This window comes from Natronosalvus sp. KLKA75 (assembly GCF_059736265.1).
In genome coordinates this window covers 1,587,421-1,613,101 of record NZ_CM185522.1, presented here as the reverse complement: position 1 = coordinate 1,613,101, position 25,681 = coordinate 1,587,421, and the positions used below count along the sequence as shown (strand labels likewise).

At 61.7% G+C, this 25,681-nt stretch carries 22 protein-coding genes; 13 read left to right on the top strand and 9 right to left on the bottom strand.

From position 1 onward, the window contains the following. The first annotated feature begins 1 nt into the window (after position 1). On the top strand, positions 2-841 hold the full coding sequence (locus AC6I65_RS07750; RefSeq protein ID WP_497901348.1) for an NAD-dependent epimerase/dehydratase family protein: 840 nt from the start codon (positions 2-4) through the stop codon (positions 839-841). A gap of 102 nt (positions 842-943) precedes the next feature. Here AC6I65_RS07750 and AC6I65_RS07745 read toward each other — a convergent pair whose 3' ends face one another. The 5 genes from AC6I65_RS07745 to AC6I65_RS07725 all read right to left on the bottom strand — a co-directional run bounded on the left by AC6I65_RS07745 (position 944) and on the right by AC6I65_RS07725 (position 6,757). Next, positions 944-1,942, bottom strand: a complete 999-nt coding sequence (locus tag AC6I65_RS07745; protein WP_497901347.1) for a Gfo/Idh/MocA family protein — start codon at positions 1,940-1,942, stop codon at positions 944-946. Beyond that, entirely contained in the window at positions 1,939-2,901 is a 963-nt protein-coding gene (locus tag AC6I65_RS07740; RefSeq protein ID WP_497901346.1) for a Gfo/Idh/MocA family protein, read from the bottom strand. Before AC6I65_RS07740 ends, AC6I65_RS07745 begins: the two co-directional genes overlap by 4 nt. Before the next feature lie 308 nt (positions 2,902-3,209). Further along, a complete protein-coding gene (locus tag AC6I65_RS07735) occupies positions 3,210-3,983 on the bottom strand; it encodes an AAC(3) family N-acetyltransferase (protein ID WP_497901345.1) in 774 nt (257 codons plus the stop codon). Between the two features lie 438 nt (positions 3,984-4,421). After that, entirely contained in the window at positions 4,422-5,174 is a 753-nt protein-coding gene (locus tag AC6I65_RS07730; RefSeq protein WP_497901344.1) for a fumarylacetoacetate hydrolase family protein, read from the bottom strand. Positions 5,175-5,302: 128 nt separating this feature from the next. Continuing rightward, positions 5,303-6,757 carry an amidase gene (locus tag AC6I65_RS07725; RefSeq protein ID WP_497901343.1) on the bottom strand — a complete coding sequence of 485 codons (1,455 nt, stop codon included), beginning with the start codon at positions 6,755-6,757 and terminating at the stop codon, positions 5,303-5,305. Positions 6,758-6,862: 105 nt separating this feature from the next. Between AC6I65_RS07725 and AC6I65_RS07720 the strand changes: the two genes are divergently transcribed. The 5 genes from AC6I65_RS07720 (at position 6,863) to AC6I65_RS07700 (ending at position 11,902) form a co-directional block, all read left to right on the top strand. Beyond that, positions 6,863-7,639, top strand: a complete 777-nt coding sequence (locus tag AC6I65_RS07720) for an HpcH/HpaI aldolase family protein (RefSeq protein ID WP_497901342.1) — start codon at positions 6,863-6,865, stop codon at positions 7,637-7,639. A gap of 278 nt (positions 7,640-7,917) precedes the next feature. Beyond that, entirely contained in the window at positions 7,918-8,094 is a 177-nt protein-coding gene (locus tag AC6I65_RS07715) for a hypothetical protein (RefSeq protein ID WP_497901341.1), read from the top strand. Then, positions 8,091-9,158: a Gfo/Idh/MocA family protein gene (locus AC6I65_RS07710; protein WP_497901340.1), complete on the top strand. Its 1,068-nt coding sequence runs from the start codon at positions 8,091-8,093 to the stop codon at positions 9,156-9,158. The genes AC6I65_RS07715 and AC6I65_RS07710 overlap by 4 nt, the downstream gene beginning before the upstream one ends. 299 nt (positions 9,159-9,457) lie before the next feature. Further along, positions 9,458-10,747, top strand: a complete 1,290-nt coding sequence (locus tag AC6I65_RS07705) for a DegT/DnrJ/EryC1/StrS family aminotransferase (protein ID WP_497901339.1) — start codon at positions 9,458-9,460, stop codon at positions 10,745-10,747. Between the two features lie 108 nt (positions 10,748-10,855). Continuing rightward, on the top strand, positions 10,856-11,902 hold the full coding sequence (locus AC6I65_RS07700) for an NAD-dependent epimerase/dehydratase family protein (protein ID WP_497901338.1): 1,047 nt from the start codon (positions 10,856-10,858) through the stop codon (positions 11,900-11,902). Between the two features lie 85 nt (positions 11,903-11,987). Here the strand turns inward: AC6I65_RS07700 and AC6I65_RS07695 are convergent, their stop codons facing one another. Further along, entirely contained in the window at positions 11,988-13,436 is a 1,449-nt protein-coding gene (locus tag AC6I65_RS07695) for an enolase-like domain-containing protein (RefSeq protein ID WP_497901337.1), read from the bottom strand. Between the two features lie 295 nt (positions 13,437-13,731). Here AC6I65_RS07695 and AC6I65_RS07690 point away from each other — a divergent pair, with 295 nt between their 5' ends. The 7 genes from AC6I65_RS07690 (at position 13,732) to AC6I65_RS07660 (ending at position 23,008) form a co-directional block, all read left to right on the top strand. After that, positions 13,732-15,789 carry a hypothetical protein gene (locus AC6I65_RS07690; protein WP_497901336.1) on the top strand — a complete coding sequence of 686 codons (2,058 nt, stop codon included), beginning with the start codon at positions 13,732-13,734 and terminating at the stop codon, positions 15,787-15,789. Positions 15,790-16,087: 298 nt separating this feature from the next. Then, on the top strand, positions 16,088-16,849 hold the full coding sequence (locus AC6I65_RS07685; RefSeq protein WP_497901335.1) for an IclR family transcriptional regulator: 762 nt from the start codon (positions 16,088-16,090) through the stop codon (positions 16,847-16,849). Positions 16,850-17,151: 302 nt separating this feature from the next. Continuing rightward, a complete protein-coding gene (locus tag AC6I65_RS07680) occupies positions 17,152-18,039 on the top strand; it encodes a GNAT family N-acetyltransferase (protein ID WP_497901334.1) in 888 nt (295 codons plus the stop codon). A gap of 1,132 nt (positions 18,040-19,171) precedes the next feature. Further along, a complete protein-coding gene (locus AC6I65_RS07675) occupies positions 19,172-20,050 on the top strand; it encodes a DUF7351 domain-containing protein (RefSeq protein WP_497901333.1) in 879 nt (292 codons plus the stop codon). 115 nt (positions 20,051-20,165) lie between these two features. Beyond that, positions 20,166-21,254 carry an aminopeptidase gene (locus tag AC6I65_RS07670; protein ID WP_497901332.1) on the top strand — a complete coding sequence of 363 codons (1,089 nt, stop codon included), beginning with the start codon at positions 20,166-20,168 and terminating at the stop codon, positions 21,252-21,254. A gap of 123 nt (positions 21,255-21,377) precedes the next feature. Beyond that, a complete protein-coding gene (locus tag AC6I65_RS07665) occupies positions 21,378-21,821 on the top strand; it encodes a universal stress protein (RefSeq protein WP_497901331.1) in 444 nt (147 codons plus the stop codon). Positions 21,822-21,895: 74 nt separating this feature from the next. Next, a complete protein-coding gene (locus AC6I65_RS07660) occupies positions 21,896-23,008 on the top strand; it encodes a thiamine pyrophosphate-dependent dehydrogenase E1 component subunit alpha (RefSeq protein ID WP_497901330.1) in 1,113 nt (370 codons plus the stop codon). Positions 23,009-23,090: 82 nt separating this feature from the next. Here AC6I65_RS07660 and AC6I65_RS07655 read toward each other — a convergent pair whose 3' ends face one another. The 3 genes from AC6I65_RS07655 to AC6I65_RS07645 all read right to left on the bottom strand — a co-directional run bounded on the left by AC6I65_RS07655 (position 23,091) and on the right by AC6I65_RS07645 (position 25,553). After that, entirely contained in the window at positions 23,091-23,444 is a 354-nt protein-coding gene (locus AC6I65_RS07655; RefSeq protein WP_497901329.1) for a hypothetical protein, read from the bottom strand. A 163-nt stretch (positions 23,445-23,607) separates the two neighbouring features. Continuing rightward, on the bottom strand, positions 23,608-24,120 hold the full coding sequence (locus AC6I65_RS07650) for a metal-dependent transcriptional regulator (RefSeq protein ID WP_497901328.1): 513 nt from the start codon (positions 24,118-24,120) through the stop codon (positions 23,608-23,610). A gap of 164 nt (positions 24,121-24,284) precedes the next feature. Next, on the bottom strand, positions 24,285-25,553 hold the full coding sequence (locus AC6I65_RS07645; RefSeq protein WP_497901327.1) for an RNA-guided endonuclease InsQ/TnpB family protein: 1,269 nt from the start codon (positions 25,551-25,553) through the stop codon (positions 24,285-24,287). Positions 25,554-25,681: the final 128 nt, after the last annotated feature.

Genomic DNA, 25,681 nt, shown 5'->3' with positions numbered 1-25,681 from the left:
CATGGACGTGCTGATCACCGGGGCGAACGGAATTGTCGGAACCGCGATCGTCGAGGCGCTCGGCGATCGCGACGAGTATTCGTTCACGGAACTGGACATCGAGTCGCAGCCGGATCGAGAGACCGTCGTCGCGGACGTCGCCGACTACGAGCAGCTTCGACCGGCGTTCGACGGCATCGACGCCGTCGTTCACATGGCCGTCTACGCACCCGGATTCGTCGACGAGTCCTGGGAGGACATCCTTCGGGTAAACGTCCGCGGGACGAGAAACGTCCTCCGGGCAGCGGCCGACACCAAGGTCGAATCGGTGATCTTCGGCTCGACGAACCACGTCGTCGGAATGTACGAGCGGGAGTTCTCGCCGGACCTTTACGAACCCGAATACGACCTGACTGTCGATCACCGGTCTCCCGTCCGCCCGGACTCGACCTACGGCGTCTCGAAACTCTTCGGCGAGCACGATGCTCGTTTTTTCGTCGAGACGAAGGCGTACCCGAAACGGTGCTACGCGCTTCGGATAGCCAGCGTCAGGCCGGCCGGGGAGGACCACCCCTACGCCGCCGCGGAGCGCGGCGTCGACGACGGGCGCTGGGAACGCGACAGCGAGACGTACGATCGACAGGTCGCCCGGTTGAAGGCGACGTGGTTCTCCCGTCGGGACTGCGGGCACATGATCGATCGAATGCTCCAGGACGACAGCGTCGAATTCGACGTCTTCTACGGCGTCAGCGACAACGACCGACGGTGGTTCGACATCGACCACGCCCGCGAGGTGCTCGACTACGCGCCTCGAGACAACGGAGAGGAGTGGGACGGTCCGCCGAGCGGTGACCGAGGGTGAGTCAGACTCACGGCCTCGAGACCGGAGACCACGGCGTGACGAACGTACACCTCCCGGAACGGCTACCTGGACGTGACACTGAATCCCGCGACGGGTCGAGGGTCAGTCGAACGCGACCTCGACTGGCTCACCCCTCTCGGCTGACTCGTAGGCCGCTTCGACGACGCCGACAGCCAACAGGCCGTCGTCCGGGGTGATCTCCGGTTCTCGATCTGCCCGAACACTGCTCACGAAGTCCTCGATGAGGCCCGCGTTCGCGTTGGTGCCGTAGAACGCCGTGTGAACGCCTGCGTTCGAACCGGACTCGACGGTGTGGACGAGCGACTGATTCGTGTAGTCGATGCCGACCGTGGCGTCAGTGCCGGTCAGTTCGAGGGTCGCGTCGCCCCACGTGTGCCAGGCGTCCGGCTTGCTCCACGACCCGTCGAGGAAGAACGGCGTTCCGTCCGCCAGTTCCATCGAGAGGACGTTGACGTCGTCGACCGGGATGTCGTGAAACCGCGTGCCGACCTCGGCGTACACCTCCGCGACCGCCTGACCTGTGAGGTGATAGACGAGGTCGACGATGTGAACCGAGTGGTCCATCACGGCGCCGCCACCGGCGGCCTCGGGATCGACGAACCAGCCTCCGGGCATCTGCCCGCGGTTCGTTCCGGAGATGGCGAGGAGGTTACCGACCTCGCCGGCGTCGAGGGTCTCTTTCGCCCGCTGAGCGGGGCCGCAAAAGCGAAGCGGCATGGTGATGCCGGCTCGGATTCCCGACTCCTGCCAGACGTCGACGATCGCCCGTGCGTCCTCGAGAGTCGGTGCGAGCGGCTTCTCACAGAGGACGTGGACGCCGGCGGCGGCCGCCCGTTCGAACCACTCGCGGTGGTCGGCGTTTGGCGCACAGATCACCGTGGCGTCGATTCGCTCGAGGAGCGCGTCGGCGTCGGCGACGTACTCGGTGTCGTGGCGTTCGGCCGTCTCCTGGCCGCGGTCGGAATTTCTGTCCGTTACGCCGACGAAGTCGACATCCTCGCGGTCGGCGAGTTCACCGGCGTAGGCGTCCGTGTGGACGTGGGCGGTCGACAGGATCCCCATCGCGATGGGGTCGCTCATTTCGCCACCTCCTCGGGTGCGACCGGGACACCGCGGTCAGCCGAGTGCTCGGCGGCGAGCGCGAGGCGAAGCGCCTCGATCCCCTCCGAAGCGCCGGCCTCGGGGTCCGAACCGTCGTCGAGACAGGAGACGAAGTGCTCGAGTTCCCGCCGATAGCCGTTCTTCGCGAGCGGGCTCTCGACGGTCGCGTCGCCGTCGGTCCACTCGGCGTAGGCCGACTCCTCGGCGCTCGAGAACTCGACCAGGCCGTCGTCGCCGGCGAATTCGAGTTCGACGGTAAACGGCCTCGAGTCGGGCTGTGCCCAGGAGGACTCGACGTAGCCGACGGCGCCGCTCTCGAAGCGAAGGGTGACGAACCCGTGTTCGGACTCGTCGTCGCGGTGGCGGCGGGCGAACACCCGCTCGACGTCGCCCCAGCACCACCGGAGATAGTCGAGATCGTGGATCGCCAGGTCGACGAAGATGCCACCGCTCTTCTCGCGGTCGGCAAACCAGTTATCAGAGCCCCAGTCCGGAAACGGCGAGAGTCGCCGTGCGCGAGCGACGCCCTCGTTTCCGATCTCGAGGTCGCGAGCGTTTCGGTAGTTCGGGAAGAAGCGGGCGACGTGACCGACCATGAACGTCAGCCCGGCGTCGGCGACAATCTCGTCGATCTCGTGCGCCTCCGGGAGCGTCCTGGCGATCGGTTTCTCGAGGAAGACGTCGACGCCGGCCGCGGCGGCCGTCCGCACCAGTTCGACGTGCGTGTGTGTCGGGGTACAGATGTCGACGTAATCGGGGTCTGTCTCCTCGAGCATCGTCGCGACGTCCGTGTAAATCTCGGCCTCGAAGCCGAACTCCGCGACGAACTCGTCGGGACCGCTCGGTGAGGCGACGCCAACGACCTCGACGTCCATCTGGGCGTACTCCGCCGCGTGGGTTCGGGCCATGAAACCCGCTCCCGCAATACAGGCTCGCATACTGAGCATTGACACGCCAGAGCTATAATAAACGTTTCGTGGGACGAACCGAAGCACGGGTGGATCGAGGGGCCGATACACCGGTTCGACTGAACACAGCAGCTGGACCGATCCGTTATCGTGACCTCCGAAAGGGACATGCGAAACGCATCGTCAATCGCTCGAGGCGACCGGTGACCGAGAACTCGGAATCGCAACGCCGTCTCTGTGATCGGCGTTTCGATTGACAAAACTGTACCTTGGTGTGTGTTCACACAGATATCCAGGGACGTGACCCCAAATTATGGAGTGGACTGGTGACGATACAGTCACTGCCGGTCAGCGATGCGGCGCCGCGCGTACGCACACCGTTCGCAGTCGGGAACGTCACAGAGGAGGAGCCCAGGCTGCTCCTTGAGTAACTCCACGACCAGTGAGAGAAGCCTCCGTCCGTCGACGAGGCGCGCGGTCGCATCGCCGACACGCCCCTCTCTCTCGAGACCCAGTCGGGTCGCGATACTCCCGACGACGCCGAATCCGTGGGAGCAATGCACCTGGTTCACTTCGACGGTTTCGGTCGATCCGTCCTCCCCTCGTATCGTCGTCTCGGCGATCTGGTCGCGGTAGGGCAGGTTGGCCAGTCGCTCGGCGACGTGAAGCGCCGAGTTCGTCGTGTGGTCGACGCCGAGGAGGAGTATCTGTCCGTCTCTGTCGTTGATGAGCCGGTGGATCGGACTGCCAGGACCGATCGAATTTCGGAGTTCGTGGTTGGCGACCACCGACTCGGCGTCTGGACCGATTGCGGCGACGGACTTCGTCGGGTGCGCGCTCCGTACTGCTTCCGGTCGATTCCAGAACGCTTCGGTGATGGCACCGACGGTCGACGGGGACGTCTCCGGATCGTACGCCCGATCGTACCTGGTGAACGTCGGCATCAGTATGGTTCCGTCGCCTACCGTATCACAGAGTGCGTCGACGACCGTTCGTGCACCACCGTCGACCCAGCCGAGACGACGCAGGGAACTGTGGACGATCAGGCTGTCGCCGGCCTCGAGGCCGAGGCCACGGAATCCGCCACGAAGCTCCTCCCGGGTGAGGCTCATACCCCGTTCCTCTCGAGGTTCGGGCATAACTGTTGCGAACGGTCGATGACCACTGGGCAGCACAGATAGAGTTGTTTTGCGATTCGAAACAGATTCGACCGTCGGCTCGATGGCGTGTTGTACACCCACGTGAACCATCATTGTCGAAGACGGCGGGTCGGTTACCGCGACAGAGCGGGGGTAGATCACTCGAGGTCATCACCCATGGATTACACACCTACGCCTGTAATATTTTGGTGGTGGGACAGATCGTACCACCGTAGAATGCATAACGTACCACGCCAACGAGTCACAGGGGGTTTGGAGTTCCTAAACGGCCATTTCGTATGAATAAGCGTATAGGAGACTGATTGCCCCGTGTTCGAGGAAAGTCGGGAGCCACGGTAACATGCACCACATTTAGTAATTCGAAACGAGAATCTACCCCCACGCTTCGATTCACTCGCGATCGATTCGAACTGTGTGTTCCAGCGTTCCAATCCCCTCGATTTCGATTTCGACCCGGTCACCGTCGGAAAGTGGTGCGACACCGGTGGCGCTCCCCGTCGCGATTACGTCGCCTGGTTCGAGCGTGAGATACGACGTGATTTCCTCGATTACTGCCGCCTCCGAGAACACGCAGTTCGATCGGTTCGTTCGTTGCTTCACCTCACCGTCGACGCGCAGTTCCATGGTTGCATCGTCCGGCACGTCCTCCGGACTCGCGAGAACGGGGCCGATCGGTGTGGAGTCGTCGATCGCCTTCGCACGAACGAGGTTCGCCGGGTCGTAGCGGCTTTCCGGCGGCGAGAGGTCCGTAATCTCGTTGAGACACGTAAACCCGGCGACGACGTCCATCGCCTCGTCTCGAGAGACGTTTCGACACTGCTCGCCGATGACAACCCCCAGTTCTAGTTCGAAACAGTACTCACCCTCGCCGTCGAACGTCGAGACGCCACCGTGACCGACCAGCGTGTTCGGCGGCTTGACGAACAACAGCAGGTCTCCCGGTGTTCTGGGCGGTTCGTCGTCCTTCTCGAGGACGTTCGATTCGTAGTTCGGTCCGACGCCGATCACCTTCGTCGGTTCCGTCGGGGGAAGTACCTCGACCTCGGAAGGATCGTAGCGCCGGGTGTCCGTTTCGATTCCCTCCGCCGTCCAGTCGCCGGTCGCGACTCGTCCGGCAGCGTCGATGAATCTCGTCTTTCGCATCGCCTCAGTCGAGGCTCGAGAGGGCGATAAAGGTACTGGAACGTGGAACGACCGGCCCAGCGCGGGCACGATTCGTCCCCGTTCTCGTCCGACAGTCGCGTCCTGCCATCGTCACATACCGCATCCGATCAGATAGTTGGCAACGGAACCCGTCGATCGTCGATCCGTTCGAACGCCGCACTCGCCGCGAGGACGGTATCGTCGCGGAAGCGGCGTCCTGCAATCTGGAGGCCGACCGGGAGGCCCTCGTCGGTGAGGCCGGCCGGAACCGACGCCGCCGGGTGGCCGGTGAAGTTGTAGGGCAGCGTCAGGTGCCACCCGCCCGAGGGGATCGGTTCGCCGTCGATCGAATGGGGGCCGTCGGTCGTCTTGTCGAACGCCGGCACGCCGACCGTAGGCGAGAGTAAGAGATCGTACTCCGTGAAGACGTCCTGCAGTCCATCGAGGACGTCCGTCCGAGCAACGTCGACGAGTTTGTAGTCGATCGCTGGATACTCCAGCCCACGTTCGATCGTGTCGATACTGTACTGGGACAGTTCGTCTCGATGGTCCTCGTAGAGATCGATTCCGTGTTCGCGCTTTACGTGGATATTGTGGAGCGCGTGGCCGACGGCCGACCAGCCGGTGTACATCGTCTCCAGGATCTCCTCGTGGGAGCGCCCGTAGTCGACGTCGACCCGCTCGATCGTGGCGTCGGTGGCCGCTTCGAACGCGTCGACGGCATCGTCGACGACGGTGCGCACCTCGTTCGCGACCGGAAAGACACCGAGGTCGGGACTGTATCCAATCCGGAGGTCGCCGACCACGTCGGTCACCGCGTCGACGTACGCCGTTCCGTCGTCGGGGAGGCTGAACGGATCCCGCGGATGCGGCCCGGCCATTACGGACAGCATCAGCGAAGCGTCCTCGGCGGTCCGAGTGATCGGTCCGGCACAACACGTGGGTGAGTGATGGTAGAACGCGTCCGGTCGACTCGCGATCGGAACGCGGCCGTAGGACGGTTTCAACCCGAAGACGCCACAGAACGAGGCTGGAATCCGAACCGAACCGCCCGCGTCGGTCCCGTGAGCCAGCGGGACCAGTCCATCGGCGACCGCCGCGGCGCTCCCGCCCGAGGAACCGCCGGCGGTCCGCTCGAGGTCGAACGGCGTGGGCGTCGGACCGCGAAGCCGGTTGTCCGTCGTTCCGCTGCGCCCGAATTCCGGCGTGTTGGTCTTGCCGATCACGATCGCGCCGGCGGCCTGCAATCGTTCGGCAACGATCGAGTTTTCGCTCGGAACGTTGTCTTCGAACACGCGCGACCCGTACGTCGTCCGAACACCGGCGACGTCGTAGAGGTCCTTGATCGCGACGGGGACGCCGTGGAGTGGACCGAGCGGGTCCCCATCTTTGATCGATCGCTGGGCGGCTCGGGCCTGCTCCCGGGCGCGGTCGTCACAGACGGTGAGGAATGCGTTGATCGTATCGTTTCGTTCGTCGATTCGCTCGAGGTGGGCCTCGACGACGTCGATCGGCGACAGGTCGCCTCGTCGAATCGAACCCGCGAGGTCAGTTGCCGAGCGACTACAGAGATCAGCTGTCATCGATACCTCGAGCCACGAATCCCGATACGATAAGCGCTTGCGTTCGTCGGGAGAGGCGAAGACCGAAGAAACACTTACTACGGTGGTTCGTCTCGTAACGGGTGGATGGATCATACGAACAGTATACGGCACGAAATCGAATCCGGTAGCGTGGTTCTCGGCGCCGAAAGTGCGACGTTCTCGCCGTCGGTCGTCGAAGTTTACGGCGACGTCGGCCTCGACTTCGTGTGGCTCGACTTCGAGCACGCGGGTCCGAGCCCGTACGACAGCACCGTTCTCGAGAACCTCACCCGCGCGGCGGAGCTCGCAGGGATCGAACTCCTCGTCAGACTGCCGACCGGCGACCCGCCGTTGATCCGGAAGGTCCTCGACGCCGGCGTCAGGTCGATCCTGATCCCCCGCGTCGAGACCGCGGCAGAGGTGCGGGCAGCGGTCGAAGCTACCCGGTATCGGTACGACGGCGGCGTCGGCGACCGCGGCGTTGGCAACAGTCGAAACAGCACCTGGGGGAACTCCGCGCCGAACCAGGTCGAACTCGAAGACGACTCGGTGGCTATCGGCGTGATGATCGAAAACGAGACGGCGATCGAGAACCTCGAGTCGATCCTCGCCGTTCCAGCACTCGACTTCGTCTTCGTCGGTCCCGCGGACCTCTCGGTATCCCTCGGCGGGTCGTGGCTCGATCCACCGACCGAACTCGACGAGCGGGTCGATTACGTAGTCGAGACCGCGACGGACGCGGGGATACCGGTCGGCGGGGTCGCGACGACGGTCTCGTCCGCGCAAGCGGCGGTCGACCGCGGCTATCAGGTGCTCCTCGTCGGCGGCGAGATCAGTTCGGCACGGAGCGTCCTCGAGGAGAAATTGGCGAGTCTCCGTTGAGATTGCGGTCTCGGCAGGAGATACGCCTGTTATCGTCGACTTCATAGAAATACGCCGGTTATCACATCGTTGATTCTATAGGAAACACACCAGTTACCGCGTCGTTGCATCGTCGAATTGAGACGAGAGCCAGCAACGATGTTCGAACAGCCCCTCCGTCGATGACCAATGTTGATGTGGAATTTACGCACCCACAAATTACATTATACTGAGGTCCTTAGCGGAAGGCGGAGAACAATGCAGCCCAGTCGTCCATCTCAATCAGAGGCAGGTTCGCCGTGACGTTCGACGTCATCCTGAACGAATACTACGCGCCCGATCGCGACTTCGATAGCACGGACCGCTACGAGCAAGCCGATCCAATCACAGCGCCCTCTGCGCTGACCACGAGGATGGTGACGCTCGAGACGCTCGAGACGCCCAATAACCCGGTCGTACCGGAGGGACGCCAGTGACCGATCGAACGATCGGCTACGTCGGCCTCGACCACCACCACGCGGAACCGTACCTCGAGACGCTCGAGACGCTCCCCGTAAACGTTACGTGCGCCTGTGAACCAGATCCGGACTTCGAGGCGTCCACTGTCGCCACCCTCGACGACGTCCCCGTGTACGACGACCTCGAGCAGTTACTGAGTTCGGAATCGCCGGACGCTGTCTTCCTGACGCTCCCGAACAGGGACACCCCCGGAGCGATCGAACAGGCTCTCGACGCGGGTGTCGACATCTACACGGAAAAGCCGGCTGCCCGAACCGCCGCCGAACTCGAGCCCCTACTCTCGCGAGTCGAAGCCGCCAACGAGACCGTCTGCGTCTCCTATCCCTGGCAATCACACCCGATCACGACGGAGCTCGTGGCCCTCGTCGACGAGGGATTCTTCGGCGACATGCGAGCGTTCGACGTTCGATACGTCGCCTCGCAACTGTCGTTCCGGGACACCGACCACTTCATCTTCGACGAGGACGCCAGCCGCGGTGGCATCCTCCAGTGGCTCGGCATCCACTGGCTTCAGTTACTCACCTTGCTCCTGGAGGAACCGATCACCCGCGTCAACGCGTGTATGGTCGACGGAACCGCGGAGGTCGAAGTCGAGGACGCGGCGACGTTGCAACTCGAGACGGCCGACGGCGTGCTCGGGACGCTTCACTGTGGGTACTACCTCGGCGAGGACCTCTACGACACGAAGATTGACCTCTACGGGACTCACGGTCGGAGTAGCTGGGACCCGATGGGGCGGGAGTTCGGGTTCGACGAGGAGACGACGCTCGAACTCGACGACGCGAGCGGCGAGTGGGCCAGCACGCCCCACCGGACGATCACCCACGAGTACGATCCGGCGCCGGGCTACGGCGGGTCGTGGGGCAAAGACTTCGTCGAGGAATTCTTCGAGGCCTGCGACGGGAATCGCGATCCGCCGGTCACGCTCGAGGACGCGATGGTCGTCCTCCGCGTTCTCGACGCCGCCTACGAGTCCGCGGAGACGGGCGAGTGGGTCGATATCGAAAACGCCGGTAACTGAGAGACACTGGTAACTGAGAGCCGTCCGCTCGCTCGAGGTCTGTCCGATCCCAAACCCGACGCTGATCCACGAAACTGCCGCTCGCGTGGTGACGTTCGCTGGGATAAAAAGCGCGGCCGCTAGCAGCGGCTGCTAGCAACCTGAAATGCGGCCGCTGGTGGCCCCAAACGCGGCCGCTAGGAACCTGAGACGAAGTCGTTGGTGTAGAGTACAACGACCGTCATCTATATTGTGATCAAAACCACTAGTCACTCGTGAACCCACATGACGTACCCAACTGAGCGGAGGACGACGAAACGATGAGTCGTGCCCTCGCGATAAACGACGGCCCCGAAGCGGTCACCGTCGATGACGACGACGTATTCTCGTGGCCGATCATCACGGACGAAGACGAAGCGGCCACCCTCGATGTCCTCCGGCGAGGATTGATGTCCGGCACCGAGATCACGAAACAGTTCGAAGCGGAATTCGCGGACTGGCAGGGACAGGAGTACGGCCTCGGCTACAGTTCCGGGACGGCGTCGCTCCTGGGGGCGATGTACGGCGTCGGTGTCGGCGTCGGCGACGAAGTCATCGGCCCCAGCGTCACCTACTGGGCGGCCATATTGCCGTGTATGGCGCTGGGCGCGACACCGGTGTTCGCGGACATCGAACCCGATACCCTGTGTATCGACCCCGAGAGCGTCGAAGAGCGAATCAGCGAGCACACGAAAGCCATCGTCGTCGTCCACAACTACGGGCATCCAGCCGACATGGATCCAATCATGGAGATCGCTCGCGAACACGACGTCGCGGTCATCGAGGACGTCTCTCACGCCCACGGCGGGGAGTACAGGGGCCGCAGGCTGGGGAGCATCGGCGACGTCGGCGCCATGTCGCTGATGAGTCGGAAGTCCTTTGCTGTGGGCGAGGCCGGAATGCTCGTCACTGACGACCGAGAAATCTACGAACGGGCGGTCGCCTTCAGTCACTACTCGCGTCACTCCGAAACCCTCGAGCGAGAGGACCTGGTTCGATTCTCCGGCCTCCCGTTCGGCGGTCACAAACACCGGATGCATCAGATCAGCGCCGCCGTCGGACGCGTTCAACTGAAACACTACGACGAACGCATGGCGGAGATTCAGGACGCGATGAACTACTTCTGGGACTTGCTGGAGGACGTCCCAGGCATCCGCGCCCATCGACCCGACGACGAGGGGAGTAACGCCGGCGGCTGGTACGCACCGAAGGGGCTGTACGATCCCGAGGAACTGGGCGGATTGCCGGTCGCTGACTTCGCCGACGCGGTCGCGGCCGAGGGCTCCGTCTGCAGAGGCGGGTGTAACTTCGCGCTTCACACCCATCCCCTCCTCAACGAGGCCGACGTCTACGGACACGGGAAACCGACTCGACTCGCACACGCTCACCGCGACGTTCGCGAAGCAGAAGGTGACCTCCCCGTCGCCGAGGGAATTCAGGAACGCTGTTTCGCCGTGCCGTGGTTCAAACAGAACCGACCGGCGGTAATAGAGCAACACGCGGACGCCTACCGCAAGGTCGCGGAGAACTACGAGGAGTTGCTGGAAACGGTCGCTCAGGCCGACGACTGATCGGTGGCGGGCGGTCCGATTGAACTCGTCGCTATACCTCGGTCGGGCCGTCGGTACCTTTATATCGAAATGCCGTTTCCATTCGAGGGTAACCCGCGATACCCAGCTATGAGCGAAGGAAATACACCCCCCGCTGCAGTCTCAACCGAAGCACAGCTAGATGATCTCCTCTCCGAGCCCTACCCCGAGGACGTCGAATTCGCCCGGCAACTCGAGGGCGACGTCATGGTTCTCGGTGCGGGCGGGAAAATGGGACCGACGCTCATCAGACGGATCCTCCGCGCGAACGAGGAAGCAAACGCCGACACGACCGTATACGCCGTCTCGCGGTACTCCGATTCCGCTGTCGAGGAGAGACTCCAGTCGTGGGGCGCCGAGACGATTCGGGCGGACCTCCTCGAGGAGGGCGCGCTCGAGTCGCTTCCGGACTGCGAGAACGTCATCTACCTGGTCGGCATGAAGTTCGGGACGACCGGCCAGGAGCCCAAAACCTGGGCGATCAACGCCTACCTCCCCGGCCGTGTCGCGAGCCGGTACGCGGATTCGCGGATCACCGCGCTCTCGACCGGCAACGTCTACCCGCCAGTGCCGGTCGACTCCGGCGGCTCGGTCGAGACGGACGAGACGGGGCCGGTGGGCGAGTACGCCCAGTCGTGTCTGGGTCGCGAACGCGTCTTTCAGCACTTCTCGAAGGAAAATGGGACGCCCACGTGTCTATTGCGATTGAACTACGCCGTCGAACTACGCTACGGCGTCTTGCTCGACCTCGCGAAGCGAGTGTACGCCGAAGACCCGGTTCCGCTCGAGATGGGCCACGTCAACGTCATCTGGCAGGGTGACGCCAACTCGGCATGTTTCCGCTCCCTGGAACTGGCCGATTCCCCCGCAGAAATCCTGAACGTCACCGGGCCGAACGTCCTCTCAGTGCGCGACCTCGCCGAACAGTTCGCCGACGAGTTCGGCTGCGACGTGACGTTCGAAGGCGAAGAGAAGGAGACGGCGCTTCTCAACGACGCGAGTCGGAGTCACGAGCTATTCGAAGAACCGAGAATGGCGATCGACGACGTCGTCGAACTCGTCGCCTCGTGGGTCGAACAGGACGGTCCTACCCTCGGCAAACCCACGAAGTTTCACGTCCGGGACGGCGAATTCTGAGAGGGGCCGCCGACAGGGAGGGGATTCCTTCTCGTGGCCGCGGCGATATTCGATTCCCAGTTCGATCCGCCTCGAGAGCCCGTACCTACTCGTACATCGACTCGATTTCCCACGCCTCGAGCGGCGTGAACCGCGACGGATCGAGTTCGAAACGCCGGCCGAACGGCGCGTCGATTACGCTTCCGAACTGCATGTGACCGTCCGCGACGTCGAGCGCGGCGAATCCATCCTCGTGACGCTCGTAGAGGTCGCTGTGGGCCTCGAGGAGCGTCTCCTGGAGGTCGTCGGGGAGGAAGCTCAGGCCGCGATAGTAGTGGTGGCCGTTGCGTTCGATGTGATCCAGTCCGAGCGTCCCCATCACCGCCAGGTCGTGGAGCAATTCGACCGGACCGATCGTGGTGAGGTCCTCGCCGCTCATAACGTAGTCGCCGTCCGTCTCGCGGCGGCGTTTCTCGATGAGACAGGCGTTGACGACGCCCTTGAAGACGCCTTTGCAGTTTTTGTGACTCGTTCCGGCGTACCCACACTCGAGGGCGCGACCGGCACTGTCCAATCGGTCGTCGGACTCGTCGATGATGATCGGCGGGCTGTCACTCCACTCGGAGAGGACTTCGCGTGTCTCGTCGGTGAGCGCCTGCTCGCGTGGGAGTGGCTGTTCGACGTACGCGACGTGATCGACGACGGCAGCGAGGGCCGGCTCGTCGGCGTGGCGTTCCCACTGCTCTTTGAAGACGCGGACGCTCTCGTACTGCTCGTTCGCGTCGAGCGTGCAGAGATACGTGTCGTGTGCCCCCTCCTCGAGAACCGCACCGATGCGGGCCAATCTGTCTGCGTCGCGCGCTTCGTCCGCCGAGAGCTTGATCTTGAAGTGGGTGATTCCGTCGCGCTCGACGTACTCCTCGAGCGCCTGCGGGAGTCCATCCTCGAGCCGGTTCGTCGCGTCGATTTCATCTCGTCGGAGGGGATCCGCCAGTCCGACCGTGTGTCGAACGGCCGCTTCTCGAGTCGGGTTCTCGGGCAGGTACGCCGAGAGCGATTCGCCCTCGAGTTCGGGGTAGATTCGCCCGGGGTCGACCCCGAAGGCACCGCTGCGAATGCCGTCCGCGAAGGTGAGCTGTCGGTGGCGACAGAAGGCGTCGACGAGCGCCTGCTCGACCATGCTCACGCCGTAACCCCAGAGCAGCGGCGGGTGCTCGGTGTCGGCAGCCCACTGGCGCTGGCGCTCGTAGAGGTCGTACCAGAGGTCGAAGACGGTTGGCGCAGGCTCGAGGTCCCGGGCGTGGTCGCAGGCAGCGGTGAACACCTCGAGCAGGCGTTCGTTCTGTTCGACCAGCGAGAGGTCGGGGTCCTTGAGAAACCACATCGGGGCGATTCCGACCATCGAGACGCCCGTCGCCCGCTCGCCGTCGACCGCGATCTCGAGGTCGAGAAAGTGGTGGGCTCCCTCGGTCGCGACGACGTTGCCAAAGTGAAACGGCATTCGGGTGTCGTTGTTGCGCACGTACTGGTCGGCACGGACGACTTCGATTTCCATACGGGGAGCAGTGCCAGGAGAGACATAAGTATGCGTGATTACGGGCGACGAGACGGTCGACGGTGTGCTCGAGAACCGAGGCGTGCAGTCCTGAACGTTCGATCGAGACGACGTGCTCGCGGCTGAACCTCGGGCCAGACGACTGACGGTGTCGGTCACGCGAGCGGAATCGGTCGCCCAACATCAACATGTGACCGTTCTCCTGAGCGTAGATTGAATCGAACGTTCACGGACCATTGTCAATCAATCTAAGTTAAATTTAATTACCACAGTACGGTGGTTGTCAATGGCTATCATGACTGATGCTAGCGAGCGGGGAGAGACAGACGTATCCGACCGTAACGGCACGGTTGGTAGTACATTGAGCCGACGAGCGGCGATGAGCGCACTGGGGTTGGCTGGCCTCGGGTTGGTGAGTGGCCAGGTCGGTGCGCAGGAGCGAAGCAAACAGCCGTGGACCCGCTGGGAGGGCGACGTAAACGCCGACGGCCACGATTTGCTCGCTCTGGGCGGACTCGAGATGGCGGCGACGTCAGAACGGATTTCGGATTTTGCCGGACAGAACCTCAGCGTCGACGAGGGCGTGTTGAACGCCGACAGTACACTGGTTGACGTAATCGACATTGACGACTACGGTGCGGATCCCACGGGCGAGGAACCGTCGGACGACGCACTCGACGCGGCAATCGACGATCTGAGCGACGGCGACACCCTGGTGATGACCGATGGGGAGTACTGGTTCGACGGCCAACACGAAATCTTCGAAGACTACGTGACGGTTCTCGGCACGGGATCCAAACTACGAATCACTGGCGTCGGGTACGGAGCGTACGCACACTTCCTCTCGTTCGGTAACTGGACTGCCGTCAGCGACTTCGGCGGCGATACGGTCAATGCAACCGACGTAAGCGAAGGCGATCAGCGGATCGAGGTCGAGGACGTCTCGCCGTTCAGCGTCGGCGACGACGTCACGATCTCGGAGACGAAATACAACAACTCGCCGACGCTGTCCTGGGGCGGTACCGCCGGGCGTGGGACCTGCCCCACGAGGGCAGTCATCCGCGAGATCGACGGTTCGACGCTCTATCTCGACCGCGGCCTGAACTACGATCACGGCGCGGGTAACGCCGGCGTGTTCCTGCTGGATTCGGTCGTCGGCGGCCGGTTCGTCGACATGCACCTGACCGACGGCGACGGCGAGGACGAGACCGAGGGCTTCCTAATGTGCGCCTACGCACGCGACTGCACGTTCATCAACTGCACTGCCGAGAACTACGTCGGGTTCCCGTTCGTCGACATCCACTCGCTCCGAACGGTGATGGTCGACTGCGAGGCGACGAACCCGGTCCTCCCCGAGGGTCGAGCGTCCTCCCACTGGGAACCCTTCCAATTTCGCGGCAGTACGGATCCGACGGTCGTGCGCCCGTCGATCGACACCTGCCGACGCGGGATCGACATCAACGCTGGGTCGAACGTGGTCAGAATCTTCGACCCGCGGATCAGGAACGCGTACCTCCACGGCATCTGCTTCCACTCGAACGCCACGCAGCAGGTCTACGGTGCCTACGAGGTCTACGGCGGTCGGATCGAAGGTGCCGAGGAGATACTCCACGACAAGTACCACGCCGGATACGGGCTCTCGCTGTCGCCCAACCAGAGTCACGTGAAGGCGTTCGGAACGACCGTCGTCGGTCGCCCCGCCGCCATCAATACCCCGTACGGCCAGGCATCGAACCTCACCCTTGAGGGGTGTGAACTCGAGACGTTCGCCGGCACCGGCGCGAACGTGGTAAACGGCAATCTTCGAAACTCGAGACTGGAAAGCGTCTCCATCGTCGGTCGCGGCGGGAACGACGACGTTGCCCTCAACCTCGCCGGAGCGGAGAACGTCTCCGTGTCCGGGGACGTTTCGGGAAGTTTCACGGACGACGTGGTCTACGTCGGAGACGCCGAGAATGTGACCCTCGAGGTCGATGTCCTGGACAACGATACCGCTGCCAACGACGTGACGATCGAACACTCACGGAACGTGTCGGTGACCGGTACGCTGCACGGCCGGGGCCGGTCCGTCGCCACGAGCGGCGACGTCTCCGACGTTCGCGTCGCCGACGTCGACGCCAGGGCGGACGCGCCTCCCATCGGTCACCACGGAGCCGATGGCATCGTCTCCAACCTGTGGGTAACGGCCTGCAATACCGTCGGCGGTGCCGACACAGACATTGACTTTGCCGATGAACTGGAGGCGGAGATCGAGGGCCTGTGGATACAGAACAACGTCTGTGGCGACGTGTCGTTCCACGGGAACGCGAGTGACGAAGACAAGTTCGTGAGTGGGAATCTGACCGGCCAGTAGCCAGGCGAATCAATCCGTCTCGTTTCCGCTTCGGTCGGAAACAGGGTGAATCCGCGATTGTCTCTCCCTCCTCGAGGCGTTCGCGGACGTACGCTGGTACGCTCGTTTGGACCGTCGAAATACGTCCCATCGGTTCGAGACCAATACGGACTCCAACTGGACCGGTGGTCCCCCGTGTCATTATGTAGCATTGGGTCCATGGAGTGCATATCGAGAGCAAATGCGTTCCAGTAGATGTCATTTGAGTGTGTTTAGCAGAGCCAAACATTTATCACCTCCATACGCCCATTAGCCAGGCATGGCCGAAGCAAAAAACCCGGTTCAAGCGGTCCAGCGTTCCCTCGCGATCGTCGATATGCTCCGGGACACCGGTGGGGCCCGCGTCACAGAGGTCGCCAGGGAGATCGGCGTCTCGAAGGGGACCGCCCACTGCCACCTGGCGACCCTCGAAGAAAGTGGGTACGTCGTCAACGAGAGCGGCGAGTACAAACTGGGATTGCGGTTCATTGACCTCGCACACTACGCGAAGAACCGTATCGACATCTACGACATCGCGACCACAGAGGTCGACGCACTCGCCGAAGAGTCCGGAGAGATGGCGCTATTCACCGTCGAAGAAGACGGCGAAGGAATCTGTCTGTACACGGCCCAGGGCGCGAAGGCCGTCCAGACCGAGATTTACGTCGGCTATCGAAACGCCCTCTACCACACCGCTGTCGGAAAGGCGATGCTCGCGTTCATGCCGGCGAAAGAGCGCGACCGACTCATCCAGGATATGGAGTTCGAGGCCTTCACCCCGAACACGATCACCGACGAGGAGGCGTTGCGCACGGAACTCGAGACGATTCGTGAGAGTGGGATCGCGTACAACCACGGCGAGACGATCCAGGGACTCGTCGGCGTCGGTGCGCCGATCCGCGACCAGGACGGGACGGTCTACGGTGCGATCAGCATCATTGGTCCAGTGCGCCGGATGGACGAGGAACGCCTCGAGACGGAAATACCGGACATGATTCGGCGGGCAGTCAACATCATCGAGATCAACATTACCTCGCTGTGAACGTGTTTTCGTCTTCGTGAACGCCGCCGCCGAAGGAACACGCCGACGTTAGGGCCGCTCGAAACGGACTTCGTACGTCTCGGACGGGGTCCCGTGCTGATTCGTCGAACGGGGCTGTACCAGGTCGAAACAGACAAACGTCGTTCGGCAGGCCGTCGGACACGACAGGAGCACGTGCTCGTGTCTGGATATCGTCGAAAGGGTGGCAATTGGGCAGTGCAGTCTCTCCTCTAGCCCATGACACGGTCTCTCCATCCGGACCGCCAGAGCTATGTTCGTTCTGGAACATCCATTCCCATCGAATGCTCGAGATACGACCACTCTCGGCCGACGACCTCGACGACGCACTGACCCTCTCGACGCAGGCTGGCTGGAACCAGCTACCCGCCGACTGGGAGCGGCTATTCGCGTGCTGTCCAGCGGGCTGTTTCGCCGGCACCGTCGACGGCGAACTCGTCGCGACGACTACCGTGATTACCTACGGTGCTGACGGCGACGGAGCTGACGTCAGCTGGATCGGGATGGTGCTCGTCGACGAAGCCCACAGGGGCCAGGGGTTCGGGAGTCGAATCTTCGAACATGGACTCGAGTACGCACGCGAGAACGGAGGCGGCCTCGTCGGCCTCGACGCGACACACCTCGGAGAACCGATCTACCGAAACTATGGGTTCGAGCGCGTCGAACCCGTGTTCCGCTGGCAGGGGACGCTTCCCCGTCCCGAAGACCTCGCGGACGAACAGGAACCGAGACACGATAAGGAGACCATCGAACGCCTCACCTCTCCAGACGTCGACGCCATCCTCGAGTTCGATTGTCGTCACGTCGGCGTCGACCGGAGCACGCTACTCGAGGAACTGTTCGCCGAGCCTGAGGTTCGCGGGTTCTACTCGCGAACCTCGACCGGAATCGAGGGCTACGCGGTTATCCGGCCGGGGAGAACCCACTGGCAGATTGGGCCGCTCGTAGCGGCCAAACCATCCGTGGTCGGTCCGCTACTCCGGGCCGTTTCGGCCGACCTCGCTGGTGAGGCGGTAATCGTCGATTCACCGGAACGGGGTCCAACCACGACCTCCCTCGAAGCACTCGGGCTCTCTCGCGAGCGGGAACTCGTACGGATGACGTATCCGAATCGCGAACCGGCACTGGTCGCCGAATCGGTCCACGGATTTCTCGATTTCGCGTTCGGGTGACTCGATTCCGCTTCGTCTCACGAAATGGGCTGTTAGCGACCTCAAAGCGTCTAGTCCATAATTGATATCGAGTAGCCGTTTCGGACAGGAAAGCCACGGCCGTTACGAACTCGGTCGAGTCATCCTCGCCCCTGGTTCTCGGGGCGCAACGAGCGACTGAACCGCGATCACAGTCACGAGCGTGTAAGGATCTGCGTCACAGTCGGGAGCTCTCGCCAAAACTGACAATTTCGAGATTTGTTTGACCGACACCATCCTTAGTAGTGTAGAAAACACCCACTATAGTTCCAGATACACTCTCGACTTCTCTCCACTCGCTGGGAAAGCACACAACGCGAAACTCGACGACACAAGGTTCGGTTAGAGTGGAGTCGACAAACCGAGTTGACCGCTCAACTCAGCCCTATTGAGAGGAGGGAGATTGTCGTAGCCGGCAACCAAGAATAAGGCTTCAGAAGGAACGAATTTCTCGGTCGACCGACTCAGGAACTCCGTTCTAGGTCGCTGTCGTATCATCAAAGTTGACGACACGAGGAAACCGATTCGATCCCAGTTATATTGAGAAATTAGATCAATACCGGCTCCGCCATATATTGGCAGAAGAGTATCAATACCGGCTCGAGATGGCTTCGTCGGCCTCACTACACAACTCGTTCTGCTGAGCCACACGAGAGCATTGCTCTCGTGGACGTCGTGAATCTACTCGTGCGTACACGGCAAAATAACCCTAGCCGAAGTCCGACCTCTCAAACCCTACTCGATTCCGCTACTAGCCGCAAAGACTGCTGAGCGAGAAAAAGGACCTTGCCTTCGTCGACGAGGACACCAGGTCTACCTTCGAGAACGTCAGCGAAGAATTGGCGGGAACCATCGTCGGTGATCGATCGTTCTTGAGGAAAGACGAATTCGAAGATGTAGTGGAGAGCTGGCCGTCAACGACGGAATACGCCGGGATACTCGAGTTCGGTCTACCCATCTGTGGTAACTTCCGATAGTAGATAGTAACGTCGAGACCGCGGCACAGATCCGATCCAGTTATCGAGTGCTATCGTATGAAAAGACCGAATCTCGGACAGAGATCACCTGGCCGGCTGGCGGAATAGCTTTCTCACCATCTCGCCATAGACCGTCCATGAGCGACGACGAAGCAGTTTCGGTCGAACACCGGCCGCCAGAGGAGGTGTTCGGACTGCTCTCGAACGACCTCCGCGTGGAGATCGTTCAGGTACTTGGGAAGGGCGGAGAGCCGCTATCGTTTTCGGACCTTCGGACAGCTGTGAGCGAACGGGACTCGGGGAAGTTCAACTATCACCTTCAGAAACTCGTCGGCCACTTCGTGATCCAGGACGAAGACGGCTACCGACTCTCGTTCGCCGGTGAACAGGTGTACGGTGCTATCCTCTCGGGGTCGTACACGGCAAACGCATCGATTCCCCCGTTCGAGTTCGACGGACCGTGCCCGATGTGCGGTCACGCCGCCCTCGTCGCAGAGTATGGGAACGAGACAGCGTTGCTCTACTGTCCGGAGTGCGACGAGTGGCGCAACGAATTCTCGTTCCCACCTGGCACGCTCGACCAATTCGCCCGTCAGGATCTCCCGTTTGCGTTCGATCGCTGGATGCGGGCGACGGTGATGAAATTCCTTCAGGGCTTCTGTGAGAACTGCGGTGGCCGAGTCGATACGGCCCTCGAACGGGCTTCGTCGGTCAATCCGAGGCCCGCTAGAGCGGTATTCGAGTGCGAACGTTGCGACGATGAATTACGGGCTTCACCCGCGCTCCCGGTTCTATACCACCCGGTTACCATTTCGTTCTTCGAACAACACGGCGTTGACGTGTTGCACGATCCTTCCTGGCGGTACTACGACGAGGATGACGACATGGCGATCGAGATGATAAACGACGATCCGTCGAGCGTCCGTGTGTCCGTTACGCTAGGCGAGACGGAACTCGTCGCCACGGTTGACCACGACGTCACGATCACGGACGTGGCCATCAGGAGCGGCGACTAGAGACCAGAAGTGCCAGGAGAGGCGTAGGCCGACATCGTCCACTTCTTGCAGCCATCTTACAGAAGTGTGCTTCTGGGAACGATCAAGATGACGCTTGCCCAGTTACCAGACGGACATGGACCCACGAGTCGTGGAACACGCGCGTATCATCGTCGACCACTCGATCGCTGCGAAGCCAGGAGACGAGGTACTGATTAAGGCACCGTCTGAAGCTGAAAACCTGGCTGTCGCGCTGAACGAACTTCTCGGAGATCGCGGTGCTCGACCGATTTACATCGGGCCGAGTAGCCGAGCCCAGCGTGCATTTATGCGGGCGATGGATCCCGACGACTACGACGGGCCGCCAGCTGCGTACATGGCCCTCGCCGAAAACGTCGACGCCTCTATCGCTATCCGTGCGGCGTCGAATACCAACGAAACCAGCGACGTCCTTCCGGAGAAGACCACCGCCTATTCAGCGTTGATGAAGCCGTTCCAGGAAGAAATGGCGGACAAGCGGTGGGTTGCGACCCAGCACCCCGCACCGGGGAACGCACAGGACGCCGAGATGAGTACGGCGGCTTACGCTGATTTCGTGTACGATGCCGTCAACAAGGACTGGGAAGACCAACGCGAGTTCCAGGAGAATCTGGTCGCGTTGCTCGAGGAGGGACACGAGGTACGAATTCGCTCTGGTGACACGACGGACATCACCATGTCGATCGACGGTATGGTGCCGGTCAACGACTTCGGTGAGAAGAACCTCCCTGGCGGTGAAGTCTTCACGGCGCCAAACCCAGACTCGGTCGAGGGCGAGGTGTTGTTCGACAAACCGCTGATGGCCTACGGGCGCGAAGTCACGGACGTCCAGTTCGTCTTTTCGAAGGGCGAGGTAGTGGACTACAGTGCGGGGAAGAATCAGGACCTGTTGGAGGCCGTACTAGAGACCGACGACGGCGCTCGGCGGCTCGGCGAACTCGGCATCGGTATGAACCGCGATATCGATCAGTTCACCCATAACATGCTCTTCGACGAGAAGATGGGAAATACCGTTCACCTGGCACTGGGTCGTGCCATCGACGAGAGCGTTGGCCCGGACCGTACGGGCAACGATTCAGCCGTCCACATGGACATGATTGTCGACATGAGTGAGGAGTCGGTTATTGAAGTCGATGGTGAACGAATACAGCAAGAGGGAACGTTCGTGTTCGAGGACGGATTCTAGAGACCGATACCCACCAAACGAGGCGGGTACGTTTGCAGTGACCGAAACGCCCCTCTCGCTCGAGCGAGTGATGGAACGTGTCTTTTTCACTGCAGGGCGTGTCAATCGATACAGAGACCGACAATGTACGACGAGATCCTCATTCCGACAGACGGAAGCACCACGATCGATCAGACACTCGAGCACGCCCTTCCGATCGCAGCAGACAACGATGCGAGAGTCCACGCACTGTCGGTCATCGACACGCGAATCGTCCAGGCAGCAACGGGCGAGACGCGTGAGGAAATCAAGACACAACTCGAACGTGAGAGTGAGTCGGCCGTCGCCGACGTCACCGAGCGAGCGTCGGACGCCGGACTCGAGGGGGTCGAGGCGGTCGAGCGCGGCACACCGGCCAAAGCGATCCTCGAATACGCCGAGACTCACGACGTCGATCTAATCGTCATCGGCACGCATGGGAAGAGTCCTCGAGAGAAACGGATTACGATGGGGAGCGTCTCCGAACGGGTCGTCGACAAGTCTCCGATCCCGGTGTTTGTCATCCGTAGCGCCGATGGGGTCGTATAGACCAACGTGTTTTCCCAAGATCCAATAGTACATCCAACAATACGCTTTTCGTGGCGCTGCCCGATCCCCTCTCTATGATCAGAGACGTACTCGACCGGGAGCCGGACGATCGAGTATCGGTACTCGATTCCGACGGGACCGTCGTCGCCCCAGAGCTCGTACCCGACCTCGACGACGAGACGTTGGTGTCGATGTACCGGGATATGCGCCTGTGTCGGCGATTCGACGAGCGGATGATCAGTCTCCAGCGCCAGGGTCGGGTCGGGACGTACGCTTCGCTTGCCGGGCAGGAGGGAGCACAGATCGGGTCGACGTATGCGCTGGCCACGGAAGACACTATTTCCTACCAGTACCGCGAGCACGGGACCGTCCTTTCGAGGGGCTTCCCGTGGGAGTACCTGTTGTACTGGATGGGGCACGAGGTCGGGAACGCGGTGCTCTCCGACGACAACGTCTTGCCGCTCAACATCTCGATCGGTGGCCACCTCCCACACGCGGTCGGGTACGCGTGGGCGGCGAAGTTGCGCGGCGACGACCGCGTGACGCTCGTTCACTTCGGGGAAGGATCGACGTCTGAAGGGGATTTCCACGAAGCTGCGAACTTCGCGGGCGTCTACGACGTTCCGATCGTCTTCTTCTGCAATAACAACCAGTGGGCGATCTCCACACCGCGGGAACAGCAGACACCGTCGAAGACGTTCGCGGAGAAGGCTCGCGCCTACGGCTTCGACGGCATCCAGGTCGACGGAATGGATCCGCTCGCGACGTACGTCGTGACGGAGGCGGTCCGCAATCGAGCGGCAATTCCCGCCGGTGGCGAGCCTCGACCCACGATGATCGAGGCAGTTCAGTACCGCTTCGGCGCGCACACGACGGCGGACGATCCGACCGTCTACCGCGACGACGCGGAGGTCGAACGCTGGAAGGAACGCGATCCTGTCAGGCGGTTCGAAGCGTATCTTCGAGGACAGGGGCTGCTCGACGGCGAGCGCATCGACGCGCTCGAGTCGACCATCGGCGAGATGATCCAGGCAATGATCGATCGAGCCGAGTCTTACGAGGGGGATCCCGACGAATTATTCGAGGATACGTACGCCGATCCGACCGACCGACTGGTCGAACAGCGCGCGTTTCTCCGAGAGCTCAGGGAGACACACGGCGACGAGGCGTTGCTCGAGGAAAACTAGATCAGTCACGGAGACGTATCGAGAGGAGGAGTCGGGCTCCCGTATCGGTACTCTGGTGAAGTGATCCGGGCAGCAGGTCGCGTCAGTACTCGTCTTGCACCTTGTCCATCTTACACTGGACACAGAGATCGTCAGCAAAGCAAGCGACATTCTCGTAGGGGCAATCGTACGCTTCGACGGTGACGGAGAGGCTCCGTTTCGCGTGCTCCCACTCGGCCGCCCAGTCTTCGATACGTGTATCGACGGAGGTGAACACGACCTCGTCGTCGCGGTCGATGATTTTCGCTGCAGTGACGTCGTACTGGCGGTCTTTCACGACGTCGATCGCCTCGTAGTACGACGAACAGATAATCTCGTCAGTGCCGTCAGTATCGTCCAGTAATCGGACTCTGATGGAGCCATCGTACTCCTCAGTCGGGTCCAGCCCACTTGGCATAGTGGTACTCATGGGACGATACTGTAAAAGACCCACCCCACCCGTCCCGGCGAACCGATTTCGAGAAGCGTCCTCGAGAGCGACTCGAGTTTCGCCCTCGACGCTCGTCTCCTGCAGTATTCGACGGAAAACAGTGGGCAACGATTCGAGAACGTCCAGCGGGCTATCCGAACGTTCTAACGAGGCACGTCCCGTCGTCGGCGAGACGACGACACGTTCGTTCGCGGGTCCGGTCGATACGCCGCTCGAGGCGGACGAGCCCTCGTTCCGGGAGTTCGTACCCGATCCGATAGGCGGTTTCGTCGTCGATGTCGTACGAGAGCGTGCGGTCGAAGAAGGTGGTGACGACGCACTGACGCCACGCCAGTGCCTCCGCGTGTGCCGTTCCGCGGTCGGTCAGTTCGAACCCGGCGTAGGGCTCCGTTTCGAGGAGCGAGGCGTCGGCGAGTACGTCGACCATTTCGGTAACGCTGGCCGGCGCGACCGACAGCCGTACGGCGAGTTCGCCGGCTCGCACGCGACGGGTTCCGCGACTCGAGAGCCAGTAGCCGCCGAGGAGGTACCAGCCGGAGGTGGCGGTGAGCACGTTCGTCGAATCCGGATCTGGGCACTCGCGCCTCGAGTCGGCCTTCGTTACCCTCGATCGGTCACGGCTCGAACTTGCTGTGGTGTCCATCGACCACTACTCACGCGTCTAACCGGGAAATTGCTCGTCCGAATACGTTCGTATTTCGTATTCTGGTTCTGTTGAGACCCTTCAGATCTGTTGACATCCTCCCGCGCCTGAAGACGCGGGAATCCCGACCGCAGTTGAGATATTAGGGTTTACGAGCCCACGTGTTATCGCGGTGCAAAGCAACCACTCTCTGTATCGAACACGAAAGTCGATGGCTGTGCCAACCAGCCGTTACTCCTATCGCCGCCATCCGTGGCGAGACTCGGAGTTACTTTCCGCCGAATGTTCTCCGCGCCGTTCACGTCCGCATTGGCCACCATTCCACACTCATCGCAGACGTACAGGCCGCGTTCAACGCGGTTCGCCTTGCGCTTGCGTCCACAACACGAACACGACTTCGACGTATTACGCTCCGACACACGCTTGACCGTGATACCCTCGGCCTCGGCTTTGTATTCGAGCATCTTCGTGAACCGGTCGAACGCCCACGAGTGCAGGTCCAAGTTGCCGTGTTTGCCCCAGTCCTTCACGTCGCCATCCTCGCCTTCTCGAATGCCACCGAGGTCGCCGATGGCTATCAGTCCAACGTTCTCTTCGACACAGTGTTCGACGATGTGCTTCGAGAGCGCGTGGAAGTAGTGGATGCGCCGACTAGACTTCTTCGCGTTCAATCGCGTGGCTCGCTCGGACGCCGAATCGTCACAGCGCGCAATGTGCTTGCTGTGATAGTAGTCGTCCTGTTTCAGGCAGTTCAACGGGTACAACTCTGCGTGGCCGTCCTCGTACGCGAGGGCGGCGAAGTTTTTCACACCGAGGTCAATCCCCACGGTGTTTTCGCCGGGCGTTTCCAGAACTTCGACTGCGAGTTTGCAGACGAGGTGGAGTTCCCACTCGTCACTCGTCGTGTTCCAGACGGCACGGACTTGCCGGATGCTCCGCACCTCATCCAAGTCCACGTCGGGGCGGGTTTCAATATCGCAGAGGGTGAAGTCGGACCAGTGTTCTTTGAGGTTTTTGCCCTTCGAGAGGCGAACCCTGCCGAACTTGGTATCGACTTTGAACCCGTTCTGCTTGAACGTCACCGTCGAGCGTGGGTGTTCGTCGTTGTGTTTGCGGTAGCCGGGCGGATTCGCTTTCGAGTCCCCGTTTCGGCGTTTTCCGTACCAGCCGTCGAACGCTTCAGCGAGTTCTTCGAGAACGCGCTGACTCGATTGAGAATGCAAGTCGGCGTAGCGTTCGTGGGTCTTGAGGTAGGATTTGAGGTCGCCTTCCTCGGGGATGAGGCCGGTTTCACTCCACACGCGGTCGCAGGTCCAGCGACCGACGTTCCAGAGTTTGCTGGCGGCGAATCCGAGCGCATCGAGGTCGGACTGAACTTCTCGCTGGTTCCGAATGGAAGCAACGAGTGTTCTATCCACGACCTCTATCGCCATACATAACCAGTGTTGACAAGATTATATAATACTACCCAATTCCGTGACGCGTTGAATATCCAGCCGTACTGTTATCGGTGGTTCACGGCATCCCGCGACGGCGCGTATCCACGCCGTAAACGACGTGG

Coding starts and splice junctions, on each gene's coding strand:
- AC6I65_RS07730 (WP_497901344.1), bottom strand. CDS start 5,174: ATGCGAAAGACGAGATTCATCGACGCTGCCGGACGAGTCGCGACCGGC.
- AC6I65_RS07675 (WP_497901333.1), top strand. CDS start 19,172: ATGAGCGACGACGAAGCAGTTTCGGTCGAACACCGGCCGCCAGAGGAG.
- AC6I65_RS07650 (WP_497901328.1), bottom strand. CDS start 24,120: ATGGACACCACAGCAAGTTCGAGCCGTGACCGATCGAGGGTAACGAAG.
- AC6I65_RS07740 (WP_497901346.1), bottom strand. CDS start 2,901: ATGCGAGCCTGTATTGCGGGAGCGGGTTTCATGGCCCGAACCCACGCG.
- AC6I65_RS07750 (WP_497901348.1), top strand. CDS start 2: ATGGACGTGCTGATCACCGGGGCGAACGGAATTGTCGGAACCGCGATC.
- AC6I65_RS07695 (WP_497901337.1), bottom strand. CDS start 13,436: ATGGAAATCGAAGTCGTCCGTGCCGACCAGTACGTGCGCAACAACGAC.
- AC6I65_RS07735 (WP_497901345.1), bottom strand. CDS start 3,983: ATGAGCCTCACCCGGGAGGAGCTTCGTGGCGGATTCCGTGGCCTCGGC.
- AC6I65_RS07720 (WP_497901342.1), top strand. CDS start 6,863: ATGGATCATACGAACAGTATACGGCACGAAATCGAATCCGGTAGCGTG.
- AC6I65_RS07705 (WP_497901339.1), top strand. CDS start 9,458: ATGAGTCGTGCCCTCGCGATAAACGACGGCCCCGAAGCGGTCACCGTC.
- AC6I65_RS07670 (WP_497901332.1), top strand. CDS start 20,166: ATGGACCCACGAGTCGTGGAACACGCGCGTATCATCGTCGACCACTCG.
- AC6I65_RS07700 (WP_497901338.1), top strand. CDS start 10,856: ATGAGCGAAGGAAATACACCCCCCGCTGCAGTCTCAACCGAAGCACAG.
- AC6I65_RS07690 (WP_497901336.1), top strand. CDS start 13,732: ATGACTGATGCTAGCGAGCGGGGAGAGACAGACGTATCCGACCGTAAC.
- AC6I65_RS07660 (WP_497901330.1), top strand. CDS start 21,896: ATGATCAGAGACGTACTCGACCGGGAGCCGGACGATCGAGTATCGGTA.
- AC6I65_RS07745 (WP_497901347.1), bottom strand. CDS start 1,942: ATGAGCGACCCCATCGCGATGGGGATCCTGTCGACCGCCCACGTCCAC.
- AC6I65_RS07725 (WP_497901343.1), bottom strand. CDS start 6,757: ATGACAGCTGATCTCTGTAGTCGCTCGGCAACTGACCTCGCGGGTTCG.
- AC6I65_RS07680 (WP_497901334.1), top strand. CDS start 17,152: ATGCTCGAGATACGACCACTCTCGGCCGACGACCTCGACGACGCACTG.
- AC6I65_RS07655 (WP_497901329.1), bottom strand. CDS start 23,444: ATGCCAAGTGGGCTGGACCCGACTGAGGAGTACGATGGCTCCATCAGA.
- AC6I65_RS07645 (WP_497901327.1), bottom strand. CDS start 25,553: ATGGCGATAGAGGTCGTGGATAGAACACTCGTTGCTTCCATTCGGAAC.
- AC6I65_RS07685 (WP_497901335.1), top strand. CDS start 16,088: ATGGCCGAAGCAAAAAACCCGGTTCAAGCGGTCCAGCGTTCCCTCGCG.
- AC6I65_RS07665 (WP_497901331.1), top strand. CDS start 21,378: ATGTACGACGAGATCCTCATTCCGACAGACGGAAGCACCACGATCGAT.